The sequence below is a fragment of the uncultured Agrococcus sp. genome (assembly GCF_945915485.1).
Taxonomy (GTDB): domain Bacteria; phylum Actinomycetota; class Actinomycetes; order Actinomycetales; family Microbacteriaceae; genus Agrococcus.
Genome location: NZ_CAMEFJ010000060.1, coordinates 1 through 15934, shown reverse-complemented (window position 1 = coordinate 15934; position 15934 = coordinate 1). Strand labels below are relative to the sequence as shown.

17 protein-coding genes are annotated in these 15934 nt (G+C 65.8%); 1 reads left to right on the top strand and 16 read right to left on the bottom strand.

Features of this window, described 5'->3' with window-relative positions; all coding sequences use genetic code 11:
• The 15 genes from Q0O95_RS09990 to tilS all read right to left on the bottom strand — a co-directional run.
• Window positions 1-1510: PH domain-containing protein (locus Q0O95_RS09990; RefSeq protein ID WP_293697941.1), on the bottom strand; the 1510-nt coding region annotated here is incomplete at its 3' end.
• A complete protein-coding gene (locus Q0O95_RS09985; protein ID WP_293697939.1) occupies window positions 1510-2001 on the bottom strand; it encodes a PH domain-containing protein in 492 nt (163 codons plus the stop codon). The genes Q0O95_RS09990 and Q0O95_RS09985, both read right to left, overlap by 1 nt.
• 20 nt (window positions 2002-2021) lie before the next feature.
• On the bottom strand, window positions 2022-2480 hold the full coding sequence (locus Q0O95_RS09980) for a DUF3180 domain-containing protein (RefSeq protein WP_293697937.1): 459 nt from the start codon (window positions 2478-2480) through the stop codon (window positions 2022-2024).
• The gene (folK, locus tag Q0O95_RS09975) at window positions 2477-2995 is read right to left on the bottom strand and encodes a 2-amino-4-hydroxy-6-hydroxymethyldihydropteridine diphosphokinase (RefSeq protein WP_293697935.1); all 519 of its coding nucleotides are present in this window, start codon (window positions 2993-2995) and stop codon (window positions 2477-2479) included. Before folK ends, Q0O95_RS09980 begins: the two co-directional genes overlap by 4 nt.
• Window positions 2992-4215 (bottom strand): dihydropteroate synthase, encoded by a 1224-nt coding sequence (folP, locus tag Q0O95_RS09970; protein WP_293697933.1) that lies wholly within the window; start codon window positions 4213-4215, stop codon window positions 2992-2994. Before folP ends, folK begins: the two co-directional genes overlap by 4 nt.
• Window positions 4212-4787, bottom strand: a complete 576-nt coding sequence (folE, locus tag Q0O95_RS09965) for a GTP cyclohydrolase I FolE (RefSeq protein WP_293697931.1) — start codon at window positions 4785-4787, stop codon at window positions 4212-4214. The genes folP and folE overlap by 4 nt, the downstream gene beginning before the upstream one ends.
• A 6-nt stretch (window positions 4788-4793) precedes the next feature.
• Window positions 4794-6773: an ATP-dependent zinc metalloprotease FtsH gene (gene ftsH / locus Q0O95_RS09960; protein ID WP_293697929.1), complete on the bottom strand. Its 1980-nt coding sequence runs from the start codon at window positions 6771-6773 to the stop codon at window positions 4794-4796.
• Between the two features lie 215 nt (window positions 6774-6988).
• Complete coding sequence (hpt, locus tag Q0O95_RS09955; RefSeq protein WP_293697927.1) at window positions 6989-7540, bottom strand: hypoxanthine phosphoribosyltransferase; 552 nt, start codon at window positions 7538-7540, stop codon at window positions 6989-6991.
• Between the two features lie 144 nt (window positions 7541-7684).
• Entirely contained in the window at window positions 7685-8017 is a 333-nt protein-coding gene (locus Q0O95_RS09950; RefSeq protein WP_293697925.1) for a type II toxin-antitoxin system HicB family antitoxin, read from the bottom strand.
• Entirely contained in the window at window positions 8010-8264 is a 255-nt protein-coding gene (locus tag Q0O95_RS09945; protein WP_293697923.1) for a toxin HicA, read from the bottom strand. The genes Q0O95_RS09950 and Q0O95_RS09945 overlap by 8 nt, the downstream gene beginning before the upstream one ends.
• Window positions 8265-8394: 130 nt before the next feature.
• Complete coding sequence (locus tag Q0O95_RS09940) at window positions 8395-9015, bottom strand: response regulator transcription factor (RefSeq protein ID WP_293697921.1); 621 nt, start codon at window positions 9013-9015, stop codon at window positions 8395-8397.
• A complete protein-coding gene (locus Q0O95_RS09935; protein WP_293697919.1) occupies window positions 9012-10271 on the bottom strand; it encodes a sensor histidine kinase in 1260 nt (419 codons plus the stop codon). Before Q0O95_RS09935 ends, Q0O95_RS09940 begins: the two co-directional genes overlap by 4 nt.
• Window positions 10252-12351 (bottom strand): MMPL family transporter, encoded by a 2100-nt coding sequence (locus tag Q0O95_RS09930; RefSeq protein WP_293697917.1) that lies wholly within the window; start codon window positions 12349-12351, stop codon window positions 10252-10254. Before Q0O95_RS09930 ends, Q0O95_RS09935 begins: the two co-directional genes overlap by 20 nt.
• 103 nt (window positions 12352-12454) lie before the next feature.
• Complete coding sequence (locus tag Q0O95_RS09925) at window positions 12455-13174, bottom strand: hypothetical protein (protein WP_293697915.1); 720 nt, start codon at window positions 13172-13174, stop codon at window positions 12455-12457.
• Between the two features lie 13 nt (window positions 13175-13187).
• Window positions 13188-14180, bottom strand: coding sequence for a tRNA lysidine(34) synthetase TilS (gene tilS / locus Q0O95_RS09920; RefSeq protein WP_293697913.1), 993 nt, complete (start codon window positions 14178-14180; stop codon window positions 13188-13190).
• A 65-nt stretch (window positions 14181-14245) separates the two neighbouring features.
• On the opposite strand from tilS, the gene Q0O95_RS09915 reads away from it, so the two are divergent.
• On the top strand, window positions 14246-14731 hold the full coding sequence (locus Q0O95_RS09915) for an inorganic diphosphatase (protein ID WP_293697911.1): 486 nt from the start codon (window positions 14246-14248) through the stop codon (window positions 14729-14731).
• A gap of 306 nt (window positions 14732-15037) precedes the next feature.
• Here the strand turns inward: Q0O95_RS09915 and Q0O95_RS09910 are convergent, their stop codons facing one another.
• Complete coding sequence (locus Q0O95_RS09910) at window positions 15038-15820, bottom strand: ABC transporter permease (RefSeq protein ID WP_293697909.1); 783 nt, start codon at window positions 15818-15820, stop codon at window positions 15038-15040.
• Between the last annotated feature and the right edge of the window lie 114 nt (window positions 15821-15934).

Below are 15934 nucleotides of genomic sequence, written 5' to 3'. Positions count from 1 at the left end.
CATCGCCGGGCTCGCCCTTGCCGAGCAGACCCTGATCGATGATGTACCGGGAGTCTTCCTCGCTCAGCACGAGACTGAGCACCTGGAAGAGATCGGCCTTGTTGCCGACGGGCAACAGTGTCGTACGCAGTGCAGTCTGGTTGCTGTCGTTACCGCTCGAAACCTGTTGCGTCGCGCGCCCGTAGGCGACCTTCCACCAGCCGAAGGGCCGCCACATGAGCGGCTGCGTGATACTCAACGAGAAGACCCGGCCGGGAGGCACGGTCTGGGTGGTCACCGTCGCGAGTCCGCGCGAGAGCCGGATGCCGTCCTGCGTTTTCGCGACCGAGAATCGCATGAGAGACACGACTCGGCTGACCGCCGCGATCGTCATGGCCAGCAGCGCAGGGAGGAAAGACAGGAGCGGAAGCACAACAGCCAGAAGCGCCCCTTCGTCCGAGAACACCCCGAGCACGATTCCGGTCGTTATCGCAGCGGCGAGGAAGATGAACGCGAACGGCAACACCGACAGCACCGACGAGCCGATGAGGCGACCCGGGCTGAGTTTGAACAGCGTGTGCTCGTATCGCTCGAGCTCAGCATCCGGGCGCAGGAACTCCTGTGCGACCGCGCCGACACGACCTTGCTGACCGGGTCGAGCATCCGCGGACGGCGCGCTGCCACTCGCGTCAGCTCCGCTCCCGGCCGCCTGCCTGGCGCGCCCCGAGGCCTGATTGAGAATCTCCTCTCGTAGCGCCGTTGCGACCGAGATGCCGATGTAGGCGAGCTCGACTTTGCTGTCCGACCCGGCCTGCTCGATCTCGAGCTTCGCGCACCCGAGCATTCTGGCGAGCCACGGCTTCTGCACTTCGATGCCCTGAATACGCTGCAGAGGGGCGCGGCGATGCCTGCGGCTGAGGATGCCTTCGCGCAGCTCGACGACATCGCCCGTGACTCTGAATTCACGCTTCCGCCACGACAGGTAGAAGCCGGCGACGAACAACAGCACGACGAGTATGAAACCCACTATCGCGAGCCAGAAGTACCCCGAGTCGAGCAGCCACGAGATCGGGTCTCCCTCGCCGTCGTAGTAGTTGTACTCCGAGGGCATGAACAGGCCGATGATGCGGTCGCGCCCCCAGGTCAGCATGATGCCCGCGAAGACGATGAGGCCGATTCCACCTCGCAGGAAGGGCGTCAATGGATGCATGCGGTGCCAGTCGCCGTCGGCGAGGTCTTTGGCTACCTGCTGGGCGCGCGGCGATTCATTCGACGGCTGACCGGGCTGCGGGAAACCGCCGCCCTGTTGCGGGTACTGCTGAGGTGCACCCTGTTGCGGGTGCCCGGGCTGGGAGTAGCCCTGCTGCGGATGCGGCTGACCGGGATGCTCACCCCGGTGGCCGGCGTTCGGCTGCGGAGCAGCCGACGGCCATCGATCGGAGTGCGGCGGCTGCCCCGGCGCGCTGGGATGCCCGCCCTGCGGAGCACTCGCGTGCCCCGGCCGGCTGTGGGGCTGGTTGTTGTCGGTCACTACAGACCTGCCCTGCGCGACTCTGCGACCGTGACCAGCTCATCCCGCAGCTCTTCCGCTCGCTGGTCGGAAAGCCCGGGCAGCACGACCGCGGAGGCCGCGGCCGCCGTCACGAACTTCAGTTTCTTGAGACCGAACATCCGCTCGAGCGGTCCTTGCTCGATATCGACGATCTGCATGCGCCCGTAGGGCACGGCGACGAAGCGGCGGAACAGCATTCCGCGGCGCACGAGCAAGTCGTCGTCACGCAGGCGGTAACCGATTGTGCGCGTGCGGAAGAAGCTCAGCACGGCCTGCAGCACCATCCAGGCGAGTGTGATGCCGGCAACGATGCCGATGATCACCCAGTTCTGGCTGCTCGCGAAGTACGTGATGACGCCGGCGGCAATCGTAAGGATCAGCCCGCCGATGAGTGACGATACGAGATCGACGTAGAGGTACTTCTTCTCGACGCGCTCCCATGGTCCGTCGACTTCGATTCGCTCTCCCACGGTGTCCCTTCCCCTTCGGGCTATTGAAACCCTAATGATGCCCGTTCGTCTTCATCCGGTGGCAGTTTGCACCAGCCCTCCGCAACGATACTGCAGACCATAAGTGCAGCACCTCCGAGTGCGGTGAGAGCCAATTGCACGACGACCTCGCCGGGGGTGACGGGCCTGGTCAGGACGAACACGAAGGCGCCGAGCGTGTAGCCGCCGACGAGCGAGCCGACGATGATGCCGGCCTTCGCGATGCTGAGCACGAACACCGCGTACCGGAAGTCGATGCGGCGCTTCCCCTGTGCCGCCGAGCGTACGGGCCAGGCGATCGCCAGAACCGCGGCGCCGAGCACAGCCTGCGAGATGCCGAACGTGAACGGCGGCAGCCACGCGAGCTGCCCTGACCCCACCAGTGTGAAGTTCGCGACGAGACCGACCGTCGTGGCGATCAACCAGGAGCCGACGATGAACCCTGGGCTCGTACGCTTCATTCGCCGAGCCTCCATGCGTCACCGTCGAGGTAGTCGGCCAGCTCTCGCACGCTCCCGTGCCCCGGCAGCACGGCATCCGGCTGCACCTCGAGCCAGGGCTGCAGCACGAACTGGCGTGTGTGGGCGAGCGGGTGCGGCAGCGTGAGTTTCGCGGTATCCATCGCGACGCCCTCGTAGGTTATGAGGTCGACATCGAGCGTCCGGTCGCCGTAGCGCTCGTTCCGGACTCTGCCGAAGGCGTCTTCGAGCGCGTTGGCGGCAGCCAGCAGTTCATCGGGGCTCAGCGTCGTGCCGACGATGACGATCGAGTTGAGGTAGTCGGGCGAGCCCTCGCCCCCGTCCGGCTTCCAGGCCGGCGACTCCCACAGGCTGCTCTTCACACGCACCCGGATGCCGTCCATGCGCTCGATGAGCAGCATCGCGCGGCCGATCGCCTGTTCGCGATCGCCGAGGTTCGCGCCGAACGACAGCACCGCTTCGCGTTCGACGACGATGTGCAGATCGTTCTGTCTCATGCTGTTCCACCGCGGCTGACGTCGAGCGTAACGGTGACGTCGGTGAAGGGCACCGGGATGGGTGCGCTCGGTTTGTGCACCGTGACGGAGGCGTTTTCGACAAGTGGGAACTCGAGGCAGGCGTCACCGATGCGCCGTGCGAGCGTTTCAATCAGATCGACGGGGTCTCCCTCGACGACCCGGACGACGCTCTCGGCGACGGCGGCGTAGTTCACGGTGTGACCGAGGTCGTCGGTGTACGCGGCGTTCGCGAACTTTCCGCGCAGTTCGACGTCGATGACGAACTCCTGCCCGTCCCTTCGTTCTTCGGGCAGTACGCCGTGAAAACCCCGTGCCCGGATGCCGTCGACGCGCACAGCAGGCGCCGGTGTGATGCTGCCACCTGTCTCGTCCAGTCGGGTGACCCAGTGCGCGGGGCCGACGGATTCGTCGATCGCCCGATTCGTCCGCTCGAGTGCCCGTAGTGCGGCAACCGTCGACGTGACGTCGTGCACTCGCACCGCCGCTGCGCCGTGCTGGGCCGCAAGGAGCGATGTCGCCGCGGTCGCGGCCTCCCGTTCGGACGCGTCGGCTCCCTCGGGCAGCAGGTCGCCCAGGAACCGTTTCCGGCTCGTTCCCACCAGGACGGGAGCGCCGAGCCCCGTGATCTGCCCCAGGCCGGCGAGCAGGCGCCAGTTGTCATCAGCGCCCTTCGAGAAGCCGAAGCCGGGATCGAAGATCATGCGCTCAAGCGGGATGCCCGCTGCAAGAGCCGCTTCGCGGCGGGCTGCGAGATGGCGGCGCACGTCGGCTGCGACATCGTCGTACTCGGTGTCGGCGAGCACGTCGATGCCGCGAGAGTGCATGAGCACGATCTTCGCGTCGGTCGCAGCGACGGTCGCCAGCATGTCAGGGTCGTGCCGACCGCCCGTGACGTCGTTGACGATCTCGGCTCCTGCTGCGACCGCGGCCCGCGCAGTAGCCGCGTGCACGGTGTCGACGGAGACGCGCATCCCTTCGCGTACGAGCTCTTCTATGACCGGCAGGATGCGCTCCTGCTCTTCCGCCGGCGTGATGGGTGTAGCGCCGGGCCTCGTGGATTCTCCGCCGATGTCGATCACATCGGCCCCCTGGGCGCGCATTCTTCGTGCGTGGGCGATTGCCGCGCCGGCATCCGTGAACAGGCCGCCGTCGCTGAAGGAGTCGGGCGTCACGTTCAAGATGCCCCACACCTCGATCATCGGCCGCTCCTCTCCCCGATCAGGGCCATGATCTCAGCTCGTTGCAAAGGTTCGGTTAACACACCCCGGCTCGCCATGGTTACCGTCGAAGATCGTTCCTGCCTGCTGCCTCGCGCGGCAACGCAACCGTGGGTCGCGTCGATGACGATGAGGACGCCTTTCGGGCGCAGGCCGGCCTCGAATGTGTCGGCGATCTCCTCCGTCAGTCGTTCTTGGATCTGTGGTCTCGCTGCCGTCGTGGTGACGACGGCCGGCAAACGGCCCAGCCCGACGATCTTCTCGTCGGGGATGTACGCGACGTGCGCTATACCCGTGAACGGCAGCAGATGGTGCTCGCAGATCGAGCGGAAGGCTATGTCTCGCAGCAGCACGAGTTCGCCCGTGTCGTCGCCCACGTCGAGCTGATCGATCAGATGCTCACCCGCATCGACGCCGACGCCCGCGAAGAACTCCGCGTACGCATCCGCAACGCGCCGTGGCGTATCTCCCAGCCCCTCGCGGGCCGGGTCGTCGCCGATGGCCTCGAGCAGTTCCAGAACCGCTCGCTGCACGCGGTCGCGATCGATCGCCACGATGATCTAGCCTTCGGCCTGCGACTGATTCGGGCTGTCATCGGCGGGTGCGACGTTGTCCGGGCCGACTGCCTCGCCGACGTCCTGCGACACGGGCAGCTCGACGGGTGGCTTGTCGCTGACGGGCCGTTCGGGGCTCGAAAGCCACTGCGGGCGACGCGGCAGCTTCCGGACTTCCTTGAAGATCTCCGCGAGCGCGAGGTGGTCGAGCGTCTCCTTCTCCAGCAGTTCGCTCGCGAGGTGATCGAGGATGTCACGGTTGTCGTTGAGCACCTGCCAGGCCTCGTCGTGGGCCTGCTCGATGATCGAGCGAACCTCCTTGTCGACCTGCTGCGACACGGTCTCCGAGTAGTCGCGCCCGCCGCTCATGTCGCGGCCGAACATCTCGTTCTGGTTGTTGCCGAGCTTGACGGATCCGATGGTCGAGGACATGCCGTACTCGGTCACCATCTTCCTCGCGATGCCGGTCGCCTTCTCGATGTCGTTGCCCGCGCCGGAGGTCGGGTCGTGGAAGACGATCTCCTCGGCGACTCTGCCTCCCATCGCGTAGGTGAGCTGGTCGAGCAGTTCGTTGCGGGTCACGGAGTACTTGTCGTTCACCGGCATGACCATCGTGTAGCCGAGCGCGCGTCCGCGGGGCAGGATGGTGACCTTCGTCACGGGGTCGGAGTGGTTCATCGCCGCTGCTGCCAGGGCGTGACCGCCCTCGTGATACGCGGTGATGAGACGCTCTTTGTCGTTCATGATGCGCGTGCGTCGCTGCGGCCCGGCCATAACGCGGTCGACCGCTTCGTCGAGCATCTCGTTCGAGATGATCTTCTCGTTCGCGCGCGCCGTGAGCAGTGCGGCTTCGTTCAGCACGTTCGCAAGGTCGGCACCGGTGAAGCCCGGGGTCTTGCGTGCGAGGACATCGAAGTCGACGTCCTCTTCAACCGGTTTGCCCTTCGCGTGCACGCCGAGGATCGTGCGGCGGCCCGCCATATCGGGTGCGTCAACACCGATCTGACGGTCGAAGCGCCCTGGGCGCAGGAGGGCCGGGTCGAGGATGTCGGGTCGGTTCGTCGCGGCGATCAGGATGATGTTCGTCTTGACGTCGAAGCCGTCCATCTCGACGAGCAGCTGGTTGAGCGTCTGCTCGCGCTCATCGTGGCCACCGCCGAGACCGGCACCGCGCTGGCGACCGACCGCATCGATCTCGTCGACGAAGATGATCGCCGGGGAGTTCTGCTTCGCCTGCTCGAACAGGTCGCGAACGCGGCTCGCGCCGACACCGACGAACATCTCGACGAAGTCGGAGCCCGAGATCGAGTAGAAGGGAACACCCGCCTCACCGGCAACCGCTCGAGCAAGGAGGGTCTTACCGGTTCCGGGAGGTCCGTACAGCAGTACGCCCTTGGGGATGCGCGCGCCGACGGCCTGGAACTTCTCCGGGTCCTGCAGGAACTCCTTGATCTCGTGCAGCTCTTCGACGGCTTCGTCGGCACCGGCGACGTCGGCGAACTTCACCTGCGGCATGTCCTTCGACAGCATCTGAGCCTTGGACTTGCCGAACTGCATCGCGCCGCGGCCGCCACCGGCCATCCGCGTCATGAAGAAGTAGAACAGTAGCGCAAGCAACGTGATCGGGATGAGGATGCCCAGCATCGACAGGAACCAGTTGCCCTGCGGCACTTCATCCGTGAAGCCCTCGGAGGGATTCGCCTGGTTGATGCCCTCGACGACGGCGTCACCGCGCTGCTCGACGTAGTAGAACTGCACCCGCTCGCCGTACTCGTCATCGGCGCTGTTCAGCACGAGATCGACACGCTGCTCGTTGTCGACGATGAGCGCTTCCTCGACGTTGCCGTCTTGTATGAACTGCATGCCGACGTTCGTGGGGACGGCCTGATACTGCGGCTGGAACAGGAACAGCATTGCGGTTCCGATCAGCACGACCGGAATAATGATCCACGGAAGTGGACCGCGCAGAATTTTCTTGAACTTCATGGACACCTTCGGTCTCGGCGACTACCCAATCTACCGCCCGGGGCTACGCCGCGCGCGTACGTTCGCTCACGGCGCGAGGCGGCATGTAGCCGCTCGCCGATCCCCAGCCTCTCCGGGGTGCGAAAAACTTCGAAACGTGACCGTCACGTTTCGAAGTTTTTCGCACCCTACGCACGGGAGTGGGCTGAAAGCGACCGTTGCCAATGCGCGTACCGCTACTGGTACACGTGCGGCGCGAGGATGCCAACACCGCGCAGGTTGCGGTACTTCTCGGCGTAGTCGAGACCGTAGCCGATGACGAACTCGTTGGGGATGTCGAAGCCGCAGTACTTGACGTCGACTTCGACCTTCAGGGCGTCCGGCTTACGCAGCATTGTGCAGATCTCCACGGATGCGGCACCGCGCGAGACCAGGTTCTGCCGCAGCCACGAGAGCGTCAGCCCGGAGTCGATGATGTCTTCGACGATCAGCACGTGCCGGCCGGTGAGGTCGGTGTCGAGATCCTTCAGGATGCGCACCACGCCGCTCGAGACCGTGCCCGACCCGTAGGAGGAGACAGCCATCCAGTCCATCTCCACGTGCTTCTTGAGCGTGCGAGCGAGGTCCGCCATCACCATGACGGCGCCCCGGAGTACGCCGACGAGCAGGATCTCGCGGCCGTCGTAGTCTCGCTCGATCTCGCGCGCTATCTCCTCGAGTCGCTCGTGCAATTGGGCTTCTGTCAACAGCTCTTCTTTGAGGTCGTCGCGGATGTCGGCGAGGTCCATGCGGTGCTCCTGGCTGGGGTTGTCGGTAGTGCAACGCTATTACGTCAGCATTTGAAATCCCAACCAATGGGAACTCACACCGAAACGAAGCTGCGCTCTGCCGATCTCCAACTGATCAGTTCGGTGTGGGTGTTCACGTCTGCGTCAGTGACCGACGAGTCGGCTGGCCGCCAGGCGGTTCAATGACACGTTCTGTTCGGCCGCTGCGAGCGCGAGCTGGCGGTGCACTTCCGGAGGTACGCGCACGACGAACTTGCCGGAGTAGTTGCGGTCGCTGAGCGCTTCGGGTGGCGTTTCGCCACTATCGTGCATGTCGGCCAATACGTCGGCGACAAGGGCTTGAATGCCCTCGAAAGCCGCTCCTCGATCGTCGGCTATCCATGAGAGCGATGGGAGTTCCGCCACGGTGCCGACGTAGGCTGCATCCTCGGCCGACCATCGCACCCGGTAGGCGTAGTGGTCTACGTATTCAGTCATGGCCCGCTCCTCTCAGTTTGTCGATTGCCGCCAGCACCTGGCGCACCTGGTAGGGCTTCGCTTCACCTTTTACGTTCTGGATATTCACGCGCGGGTCGCCCTGCCACGGCATCCGATACACACGGTGTGAGGTGCCCTGCTGGCGCGGCTCCCCGAAATAGTGATCGCACACCTTGGCCAGATCTGCGAACTTCGCCCCCTGGAGCGAGTTCCGCATCTGCGCTTCCAGCTTGCCGACCTCGGCCATGCTTGAATAGTACTAATAGTGATACTGTATTGCAAGTGCTGGAGTCCTACCGGGCAGGGACTAGTAACAGCGCCTGAGCGGGAAAACACACGAAACCGAAGCGGCGGTGAGCCGATTTTCACTCCACGAATCAGAGCAGGCCGGACTCTCTCGCCACGTGAACAGCGTGCGCCCGGTTGTCCGCACCGAGTTTGGCGAAGATGTGCACGAGATGACTCTTGACCGTCGCCTCGCTCACGAACAGCCTTCCTGCCATCTCCCGATTCGATATCCCGGTTGCGAGCAGCCGCAGAACATCGGTCTCGCGTTCCGTCAGCCGCGGCAGGGGTTTGCGGATGCCCGTGATCACGCGGCTCGCGAGTTCCTGCGGCAGATACGTGCCTCCCGCGGCAACCGTGACGAGCGCGTCGACGATCGCCTCGGGAGCAACATCCTTCAGCAGGTAGCCTCCCGCTCCGGCTTCGAGCGCGCCCATAACTTCTGCGTCCCGGTCGAACGTCGTGAGGATGAGCACGGCGGGCGCCGCCTCGAGCGCCCGCAAGGCACGGGTGGTCGCGATGCCGTCCATGCCTTCGCCGAGCCGCAGATCGCACAGCACGACATCCGGCCGCAGATGCTCGGCAAGCGTGACCGCCTCTTCTCCCGTGGCGGCCTCCCCCACGACGTCCGTGCGCGCATTCGCGTCGATGACCGCGCGCAGTCCCGTCCGCACGACCGGGTGGTCGTCGACGATGAGTACGGAAACGGTCATGTCAGTGCTCCTTGCGTCTCCGGCTGCAACGGCAGGTATGCAGAGAGCGCCGTCCCGTCGCCAGGCCTGCTCTCGATATCGAGTCCGCCGCCGAGATCGCGCAGCCGCGACCGCATGAAGAGCAGGCCGTAGCCACCGTCGGACGATGCCGACGCTTGCTCCCATCCGCTCGCGTCGAAGCCGATCCCATCGTCCCTGACGTCGAGCCGCACGTGATCGTGGTCGTCGATGAGGCTGACGTCGACGCGGGATGCCCGCGAGTGCAGTCGTACGTTGGCGAGCGCCGACTGCGCCGTCCGCATCAGCGCGACCTCCGTGCCGGTCGACAGCTCGGGGAGCGTCTTGTCGACGTGCAGCTCCGGGCGCACGTCGGTCTGCTCGCCGAGCCGGTCGAGCATCCGCGCAAGCGCGGCCGCGAGCGCATTGTCGTCGAGGTCGCTCGGCGTGAGTGCCGCGATGATGCGACGGATGTCGGTTATGCCGTCGCCCGCGAGTGCTTCGATCTGCTCGAACGCGCGGGTCGTCTCCGATTCTGCGGGGCCGTCGTGTTTCGCGTGGGCGAGCAGCCGAATGGACGAGAGGTTCTGCGCAACCGTGTCGTGGATGTCGCGCGCGAGCCGCGTGCGTTCGTCGACTCGGCCGGCATGGCGCTGTGTCAGAGCGAGTTCGTCCTGCAGGTCCGCGGTCTCCTGCTGCGCCTGCGACAGCGACGCCAGGAGCCGCTCGCGCTCGGCTGCATCGCGCAGCAGACGGAGATAGCCGCGAGCGATCCCGAAGGCGAAGACGCCGCCGATCAATGGGCCGAACACGTTCGCCCAGCTCGCGACACCGTGGTGCAGCACGGGTGCCGCGATCGCCATGCAGTACACGGCTACGGCGTAGGCGATGGCCCACCAGCCGGGCAGCAAACGGCCGGCCAGCAACCAGAGCAGGAATCCGAACCAGATGAACTCGGAGGAGATAAGCAGGGCGCCCGCCCACACCAGCGTGAGTGCGAGCAGCCACCACCGCGATCGAAGTCGACCGAAGCGTCCGGCCGAGAGCGGCACTCCCAGGGCGTAGCCCACCCCGAGCGCTGCTCCGGCACCGATTGCGACGGGGACGCCGGTTCCTTCACCGAGCGCTCTGGCCACTCCCGCGATCACGAGAACGGCCGCGATGACGTGTTGCCCGAGCTTCATGCCGCGGGTTGCTCCCCTTGCGTCGCTCGGGACGCTCGGGGCAGCCCCCGTTCGATCAGCGTGCACGGTCTTCATGCACCAATTGTCTCGCTTGCTTCCCGTTGCGTGACTTTTCGGGATTTCCCGGCCACCAGATTCGGTCGCCGATCAGCCCGAACAGCGCCGGCACGATAACGGTTCGAACGAGCAGCGTGTCGACGATGACGCCGACGCCCACAATGAGTCCGAGCTGCCCCAGCGTCACGAGCGGCAGCACACCGAGCGCCGCGAACACACCTGCCAGCACGATCCCGGCGCTGGTGATGACGGCGCCCGTGTTCGTCACCGACTCGACCATGCCCATCCGGGTGCCGAGCGCGCCTGTCTCGGTTCTGGCCCTGTGCACGAGGAAGATCGTGTAATCGATGCCGAGCGCGACCAGGAAGAGGAACGCGAGCAGCGGCACCTGCAGGTCGAGCGCCGTCTGACCGAGCACGAGGCCGCTCAGCCACGCACCCGCCCCGATGGCGGCAACGCTGCTGGCCAGATTCACCAGCAGGAGCAGCACGGGAGCGACGAGCGAACGGAGCAGTATCAGGAGCACGATGAAGCTGACCGCGAGTACGAGCGGCGCGATAAGAAGAAGGTCGCGTTCGTTGCCGTCTCGCGCATCCACATCCGCCGCCATCGCACCCCCGACGAGCGCATCCGCTTCCGGCACCTCGTGCACGAGTTCTCGCAGCTCACGCACGAGGTCGAGGCCCTCGGGCGTGCCGGGTGCGAACGACCCTGTGACCATGATGCTGACGAGGTCGCCGTCCTTCGACGTGCCGGCGGGATGCGCACGCACGATACCGTCCACGCCGTCGATCGACTCGAGCACGGCGTCCGTGGCATCGCTGTTCGCGACGATCGTGATGGGCTGCGCTTCGCCAGCATCGAAGTGCTCCGAGAGCACCTCGAGCCCCGCGGCGGAGTCGGAAGGGACCCGGAATTTCTCGAGCTGGGTCAGACCCACCGATGTTCCGAGCAGGCCGGTCGCCATGATGGCGAGCACGGCGATGCCGGCCGACAGCGCGACAATCGGTTTGCGGTTCACGCGCGTCGCGACGGCGCGCCACACGCTGCGGCGCTGCACCGGGGCTTCGGGCCGCGGAATGAACGGCCAGAACACGCGCCGACCGCACACTGCGAGCGCGGGAGGCAGCACGAAGACCACCGCCGCGAGCGCGATGAGCAACCCGAGAGCGGCGGAAATCCCGAGGCCCCGCGTGCCGGGGATGACCGCGAGGGCCAGTGTCAGCAGGGCAGCGACGACCGTGACGTTCGAGGCGACGATCGCCGGCAGTGTGCGCCGCCACGCCGTCGCGAGCGCCTCCCTGTGATCATCCCGGACGCGGAGCTCTTCGCGGTAGCGGGAGATGAACAGCAACGCATAGTTCGTGCCCGCTCCGAACACGAGCACGCTGATGATGCCGGCGTCGAAGAACAGGCCGAGACTGTCGCCGAGGGCAGCGGTCGCCTTGTTCGCGACCTGCTCGGCAACACCGACGACCGCGAGCGGCACCAGCCACAGCACGGGAGAACGGTAGGTCAGGATGAGCAGGACGGCGACGATCAGGATCGTGACGATCAGCAACGTGAAGTCCGCGCCGTCGAAGGCTGCCGCGATGTCGGCACCGAATGCGGGTCCTCCCGTCACCAGCACGGTCATCCCCGCCGGCGCAATGCTCGCGACCGTGCTCCTGAGCTCGCCGAGCACCTCGGCGTTCTCGACGTTGTCGGTTCCCGCCTCGACCGCGAAGACGATGACTGCGGCCCGTTCGTCGTCGCTCAGGATGGGGCCGGAGGACTCGCCCTCAGCATCCTGCTCCAGCGTGGCTGCCATCGATCCGACCGCCTCCTCATCGCTTGCGGTGATCGCGGCCCCGTCATCGCGAGTGGCGACCACGAGCAACGATTGCTCATCGGCGTCGGGGAACTCCTGCAGCAGTTCTGCCGCCTGTGTCGATTCGGAGTCATCCGGTGCGGCGGGGCCATTGCCCGGAGCATCCGCCTGGCGCAGCAGTCCGAAGAGGGCGACGAAGAGGACAAGGGCGATGCCGAGCGCGATCCAGGCGCCGCGACGGGAGACGAGCCGCTCGGAGATCGTGCGGAGAACAGAGAAATCCTTCATGCCTCAAGCTCACCAAGAGGCACCCTTCTCGGTCATCGCCAAGCGGATGGGACTTCATCTCAACCGATCGATGGATACCGGTCGCCGATCCGCGCGCCCGTGACTATGAAGGCGGCGTGAACGACAGCAGCGAAGCACGCACGTCGAGGTACTCGTCGGTCTCGAGGTACTCGCGCGCCGCATCCTCGGAGCCGAACTCCCAGTCGTCTTCGAGATCTGCGTCCGGCAACGTCGCAGCCGTGCTGACGCGATAGGGGAGGTCCTGGTCGGTTATGAAGAACGAAACGCCGCAGGAGAGCGCGTCGACACGCTCCGTCTCGACGATGCCGGCAGCGAACTGCACCGTGTCGCCGTCGGGAACCGCGATGGCGATCAACGAATACGCGCTATTTGCCGGGAGCTCAGCGAGGTCGAGCAGAACGGCCTCGCCATCGCCTTCGCACTGTTCTGGAGGGCTCACGAGATCCTGCAGCGCGATCATGTCGCGCGAATTCGAGTTCAATGTGACGGTGTCGGCGTACTGGCCGTCCGGAACGCCCTCTCCAGTCTCGTAGTACCACGACCACCCCCAGTTGGGAGGCACTCGCAGGCTGCCTCGGCCATCCTGCGCCTCCGCGAGTCGCCAGTCGGACGTGTCGACATCGTCGAACTCGGGGAACTCGGGCTGCTCGGGCTCGGGCTCTATCGGTGTCGGCGGCGGGGCCGTGATCGTGGGAGTGTCGCTGGCGTCGGAGTCGCTGTCGTTGCCGTTGCCGGCGCATCCGGACAGCGCCAGGAGCGCGACTGAGCCAAGAACGATCGCCGTGCGAATGCGGTCTTGCACTTGCGTCTCCCCTCTACGCTGCCGTGAAGTATATGCGCCTTCCCTCTCGATGCACTTTGAGACCGGGTAGATCGAGCGGGCCCTGCCCGTGCCAGTCGGTGACGAGACGCGAAACCTCGAGCGTTTGCTGGCGCGTCAGCGAGACGTGGAACTCGCTCTGGACCGCGAGTCGGATGATGCGCTGCCGGAGTGCAGGCGGGTTCGCTCGCAGCGCCTCGGCTTCCAGCGAGAGGCCGGCTTCGGCGTGTTCGACAAGATCGCCGATCTGCTCCTGGGCGAAGTGCGCGAGCGCCTCGGCGTCCTCGCGGAGCTGGTCGGCGGTGCGGGTGAGTGCAAGGGCGACGCCGCCCCCGAGCTCTTCGTCCAGGACGGGCAGCACACGCTGACGGATGCGCACTCGCGTGTAACGCTCGTCCATGTTGTGCGGATCGCACCAGGGCTCAAGACCCTGATCCTCGCACGCGGAGTGCGTCGAGTCGCGCCGGATCTGCAGCAGCGGTCGACGCATGGGGCCGATGATCGGGTGCATGCCCCATAGGCTCTCCGCGCCCGAGCCGCGTGCGAGCCCGAGCAGCACGGTCTCTGCTTGGTCGTCGAGTGTGTGCCCCAGGAGGATCGCGGACGCGCCGGTCTCCTTGCGAACTCGCATGAGCTCCGCGTAGCGGGCCTGCCTCGCGGCCGCTTCCGGGCCTCCCGTGTCACCGACCGTCACGCGGCGAACGATGACGGGGTCGAGACCGAGCGCCTTCGCCTGCTCAGCAGCGCGTTCGGCGATGCCGTCGGAGCCCTCCTGCAGGCCGTGATCGATGATGATGGCTCCGGCGCGCAGTCCGGCGCGGGGTGCTTCGAACGCGGTGCCCGCCGCAAGCGCAAGCGAATCGGGGCCGCCGGAGAGCGCTACGAGTACGAGGTCGCCCTCGACGAGATCCTGCAGGGACTCCCGGACAGCGCGACGGATGTCGGCCATTGCGGGTGTCAGGCGAGGTCGCCGTGAATTTTCGGGCATGAAGTAACCTTATGACGATTTCACTCAAGACACCGAACGCTGTCCGAGATTCTAAGGAGTGCCACATGGGCGCATACGACGTCGTCATCGAAATCCCGAAGGGAAGCCGCAACAAATACGAGGTCGATCACGAGACCGGACGGGTCTTCCTCGATCGCGTACTGTTCACGAGCTTCGCCTACCCGACCGACTACGGCTTCTTCGAAAACACCCTGGGAGAAGACGACGATCCGGTCGACGCGCTCGTGCTGCTCGAGTATCCGTTGTTCCCCGGTGTCGGCGTGAAGGTTCGCCCCGTCGCACAGCTCAACATGGAGGACGACGGCGGCATCGACACGAAGGTCATCTGCGTGCCCGCCAAAGACCCGCGGTGGGAGCACATCCAGGACCTCGCCGATGTCCCTGAGCAGGTCAAGAACGAGATCGAGCACTTCTTCCTGCACTACAAGGACCTCGAGCCCGGCAAGTGGGCCAAGATCGGCGAGTGGGAAGGCGCCGAAGCCGCAGAGCGCACGGTGCAGAACGGCCTGGAGGCCTTCCCCGGCCACTGAGCCGGGCATCCCGGCACCGGCCATCCCGACCCTCCGACAAAGCCGAGGGGCCAAAAAGTCGGTCTATGCGGCGAGCCATCAGCGTAGACACACCGTAGAGACGCGTGGCTGCTCGTATAGAGGTTAAGCCAATAGGGCGTTGTAGCGAGGATGCGCGGTGTGGTTCTCGGGCAAGGCGGAGGAGGAAGGGCGCAGTGGAGCTGCGTTCGACGACGACAACGCAGCCCGAGAGCCACACCGCACACCGCAGTCAACGCTGCCTATTGGCGCGACCTCTTAGACCGACTTTTTGATCTCACGTCGGGATTAGCGACTGCGCTGCATGGCGCGGATGCCGACCGCGAGCCCGACTGCGGCGACGGCGAGTGCCGCGAGCGCACCCCACAGCACGGTGAGGTCGGTGAAGTCGCCGGCGAGCAGCGCGCGTTCACCCTGCACGACCCAGTTGACCGGGTTGACGGTCGCGATCACGCGCATCCAGGCGGGGCCCTCCTCGAGCGGGATCAGCATCCCCGAGAGGATCAGGAGCGGGAAGATCAGCATCTGCTGCACGCCCCAGAAGAGCCACTCGTGCTCTTTCGTGCCGAGTGCCAGCGCATACGACAGCGCGCCGAGCCCGACGCCGAACACTGCGATGAGCGCGATCCCGGCCACGACTCCGATCGGATTGACCGTGAACCCGAACGGCCAGGCCACGAGCACGATCACGATCGCCTGCACGACGATCGGCGCGATCTCCTTGAGCGCCCTGCCCACCAGCAGGGATGACCGCGACAGCGGTGCCACGAGCGTGCGTTCGTGCGAACCCGTCATCATTTCGTACTGCAGGTTCGACCCGACGGCGCCGGTGCCGAACAGCACGATCATGACCAGAACGCCGGGGACGAACCACTGCAGCGTCTCCCCTACGGGTGCATCGGACATCCCGATCAGCAACGGTCCGAACAGCCCCAGGAAGACCAGCGGCTGGAGCAGGCTGAAGATGAGCGAGAACGGGTCGCGCACTACCGGCCGCAGCTCCCGGATCAGAACGTTCCACGTGTCGCGGGCGACGTTGGGTCGCACCGCGGAGTCGGTTGAAGTCGTCATCACTTGGTTCCCTTCTGTGCGAAACCGGCGTCTGCGGTCTCGGTGGTTTGCGATTCGGGGTCGGGGCGCTCGACTGACGGCGGGTTCGAGTCATCCGCCCTGGCGGAACCCGAT

Bases quoted from the DNA above. Each gene is read 5' to 3' on its own strand.
- Q0O95_RS09980 (WP_293697937.1), bottom strand. From the start codon at position 2,480: ATGAAGCGTACGAGCCCAGGGTTCATCGTCGGCTCCTGGTTGATCGCC.
- folK (WP_293697935.1), bottom strand. From the start codon at position 2,995: ATGAGACAGAACGATCTGCACATCGTCGTCGAACGCGAAGCGGTGCTG.
- folP (WP_293697933.1), bottom strand. From the start codon at position 4,215: ATGATCGAGGTGTGGGGCATCTTGAACGTGACGCCCGACTCCTTCAGC.
- ftsH (WP_293697929.1), bottom strand. From the start codon at position 6,773: ATGAAGTTCAAGAAAATTCTGCGCGGTCCACTTCCGTGGATCATTATT.
- hpt (WP_293697927.1), bottom strand. From the start codon at position 7,540: ATGGACCTCGCCGACATCCGCGACGACCTCAAAGAAGAGCTGTTGACA.
- Q0O95_RS09950 (WP_293697925.1), bottom strand. From the start codon at position 8,017: ATGACTGAATACGTAGACCACTACGCCTACCGGGTGCGATGGTCGGCC.
- Q0O95_RS09945 (WP_293697923.1), bottom strand. From the start codon at position 8,264: ATGGCCGAGGTCGGCAAGCTGGAAGCGCAGATGCGGAACTCGCTCCAG.
- Q0O95_RS09940 (WP_293697921.1), bottom strand. From the start codon at position 9,015: ATGACCGTTTCCGTACTCATCGTCGACGACCACCCGGTCGTGCGGACG.
- Q0O95_RS09935 (WP_293697919.1), bottom strand. From the start codon at position 10,271: ATGAAGACCGTGCACGCTGATCGAACGGGGGCTGCCCCGAGCGTCCCG.
- Q0O95_RS09930 (WP_293697917.1), bottom strand. From the start codon at position 12,351: ATGAAGGATTTCTCTGTTCTCCGCACGATCTCCGAGCGGCTCGTCTCC.
- tilS (WP_293697913.1), bottom strand. From the start codon at position 14,180: ATGCCCGAAAATTCACGGCGACCTCGCCTGACACCCGCAATGGCCGAC.
- Q0O95_RS09915 (WP_293697911.1), top strand. From the start codon at position 14,246: ATGGGCGCATACGACGTCGTCATCGAAATCCCGAAGGGAAGCCGCAAC.
- Q0O95_RS09910 (WP_293697909.1), bottom strand. From the start codon at position 15,820: ATGACGACTTCAACCGACTCCGCGGTGCGACCCAACGTCGCCCGCGAC.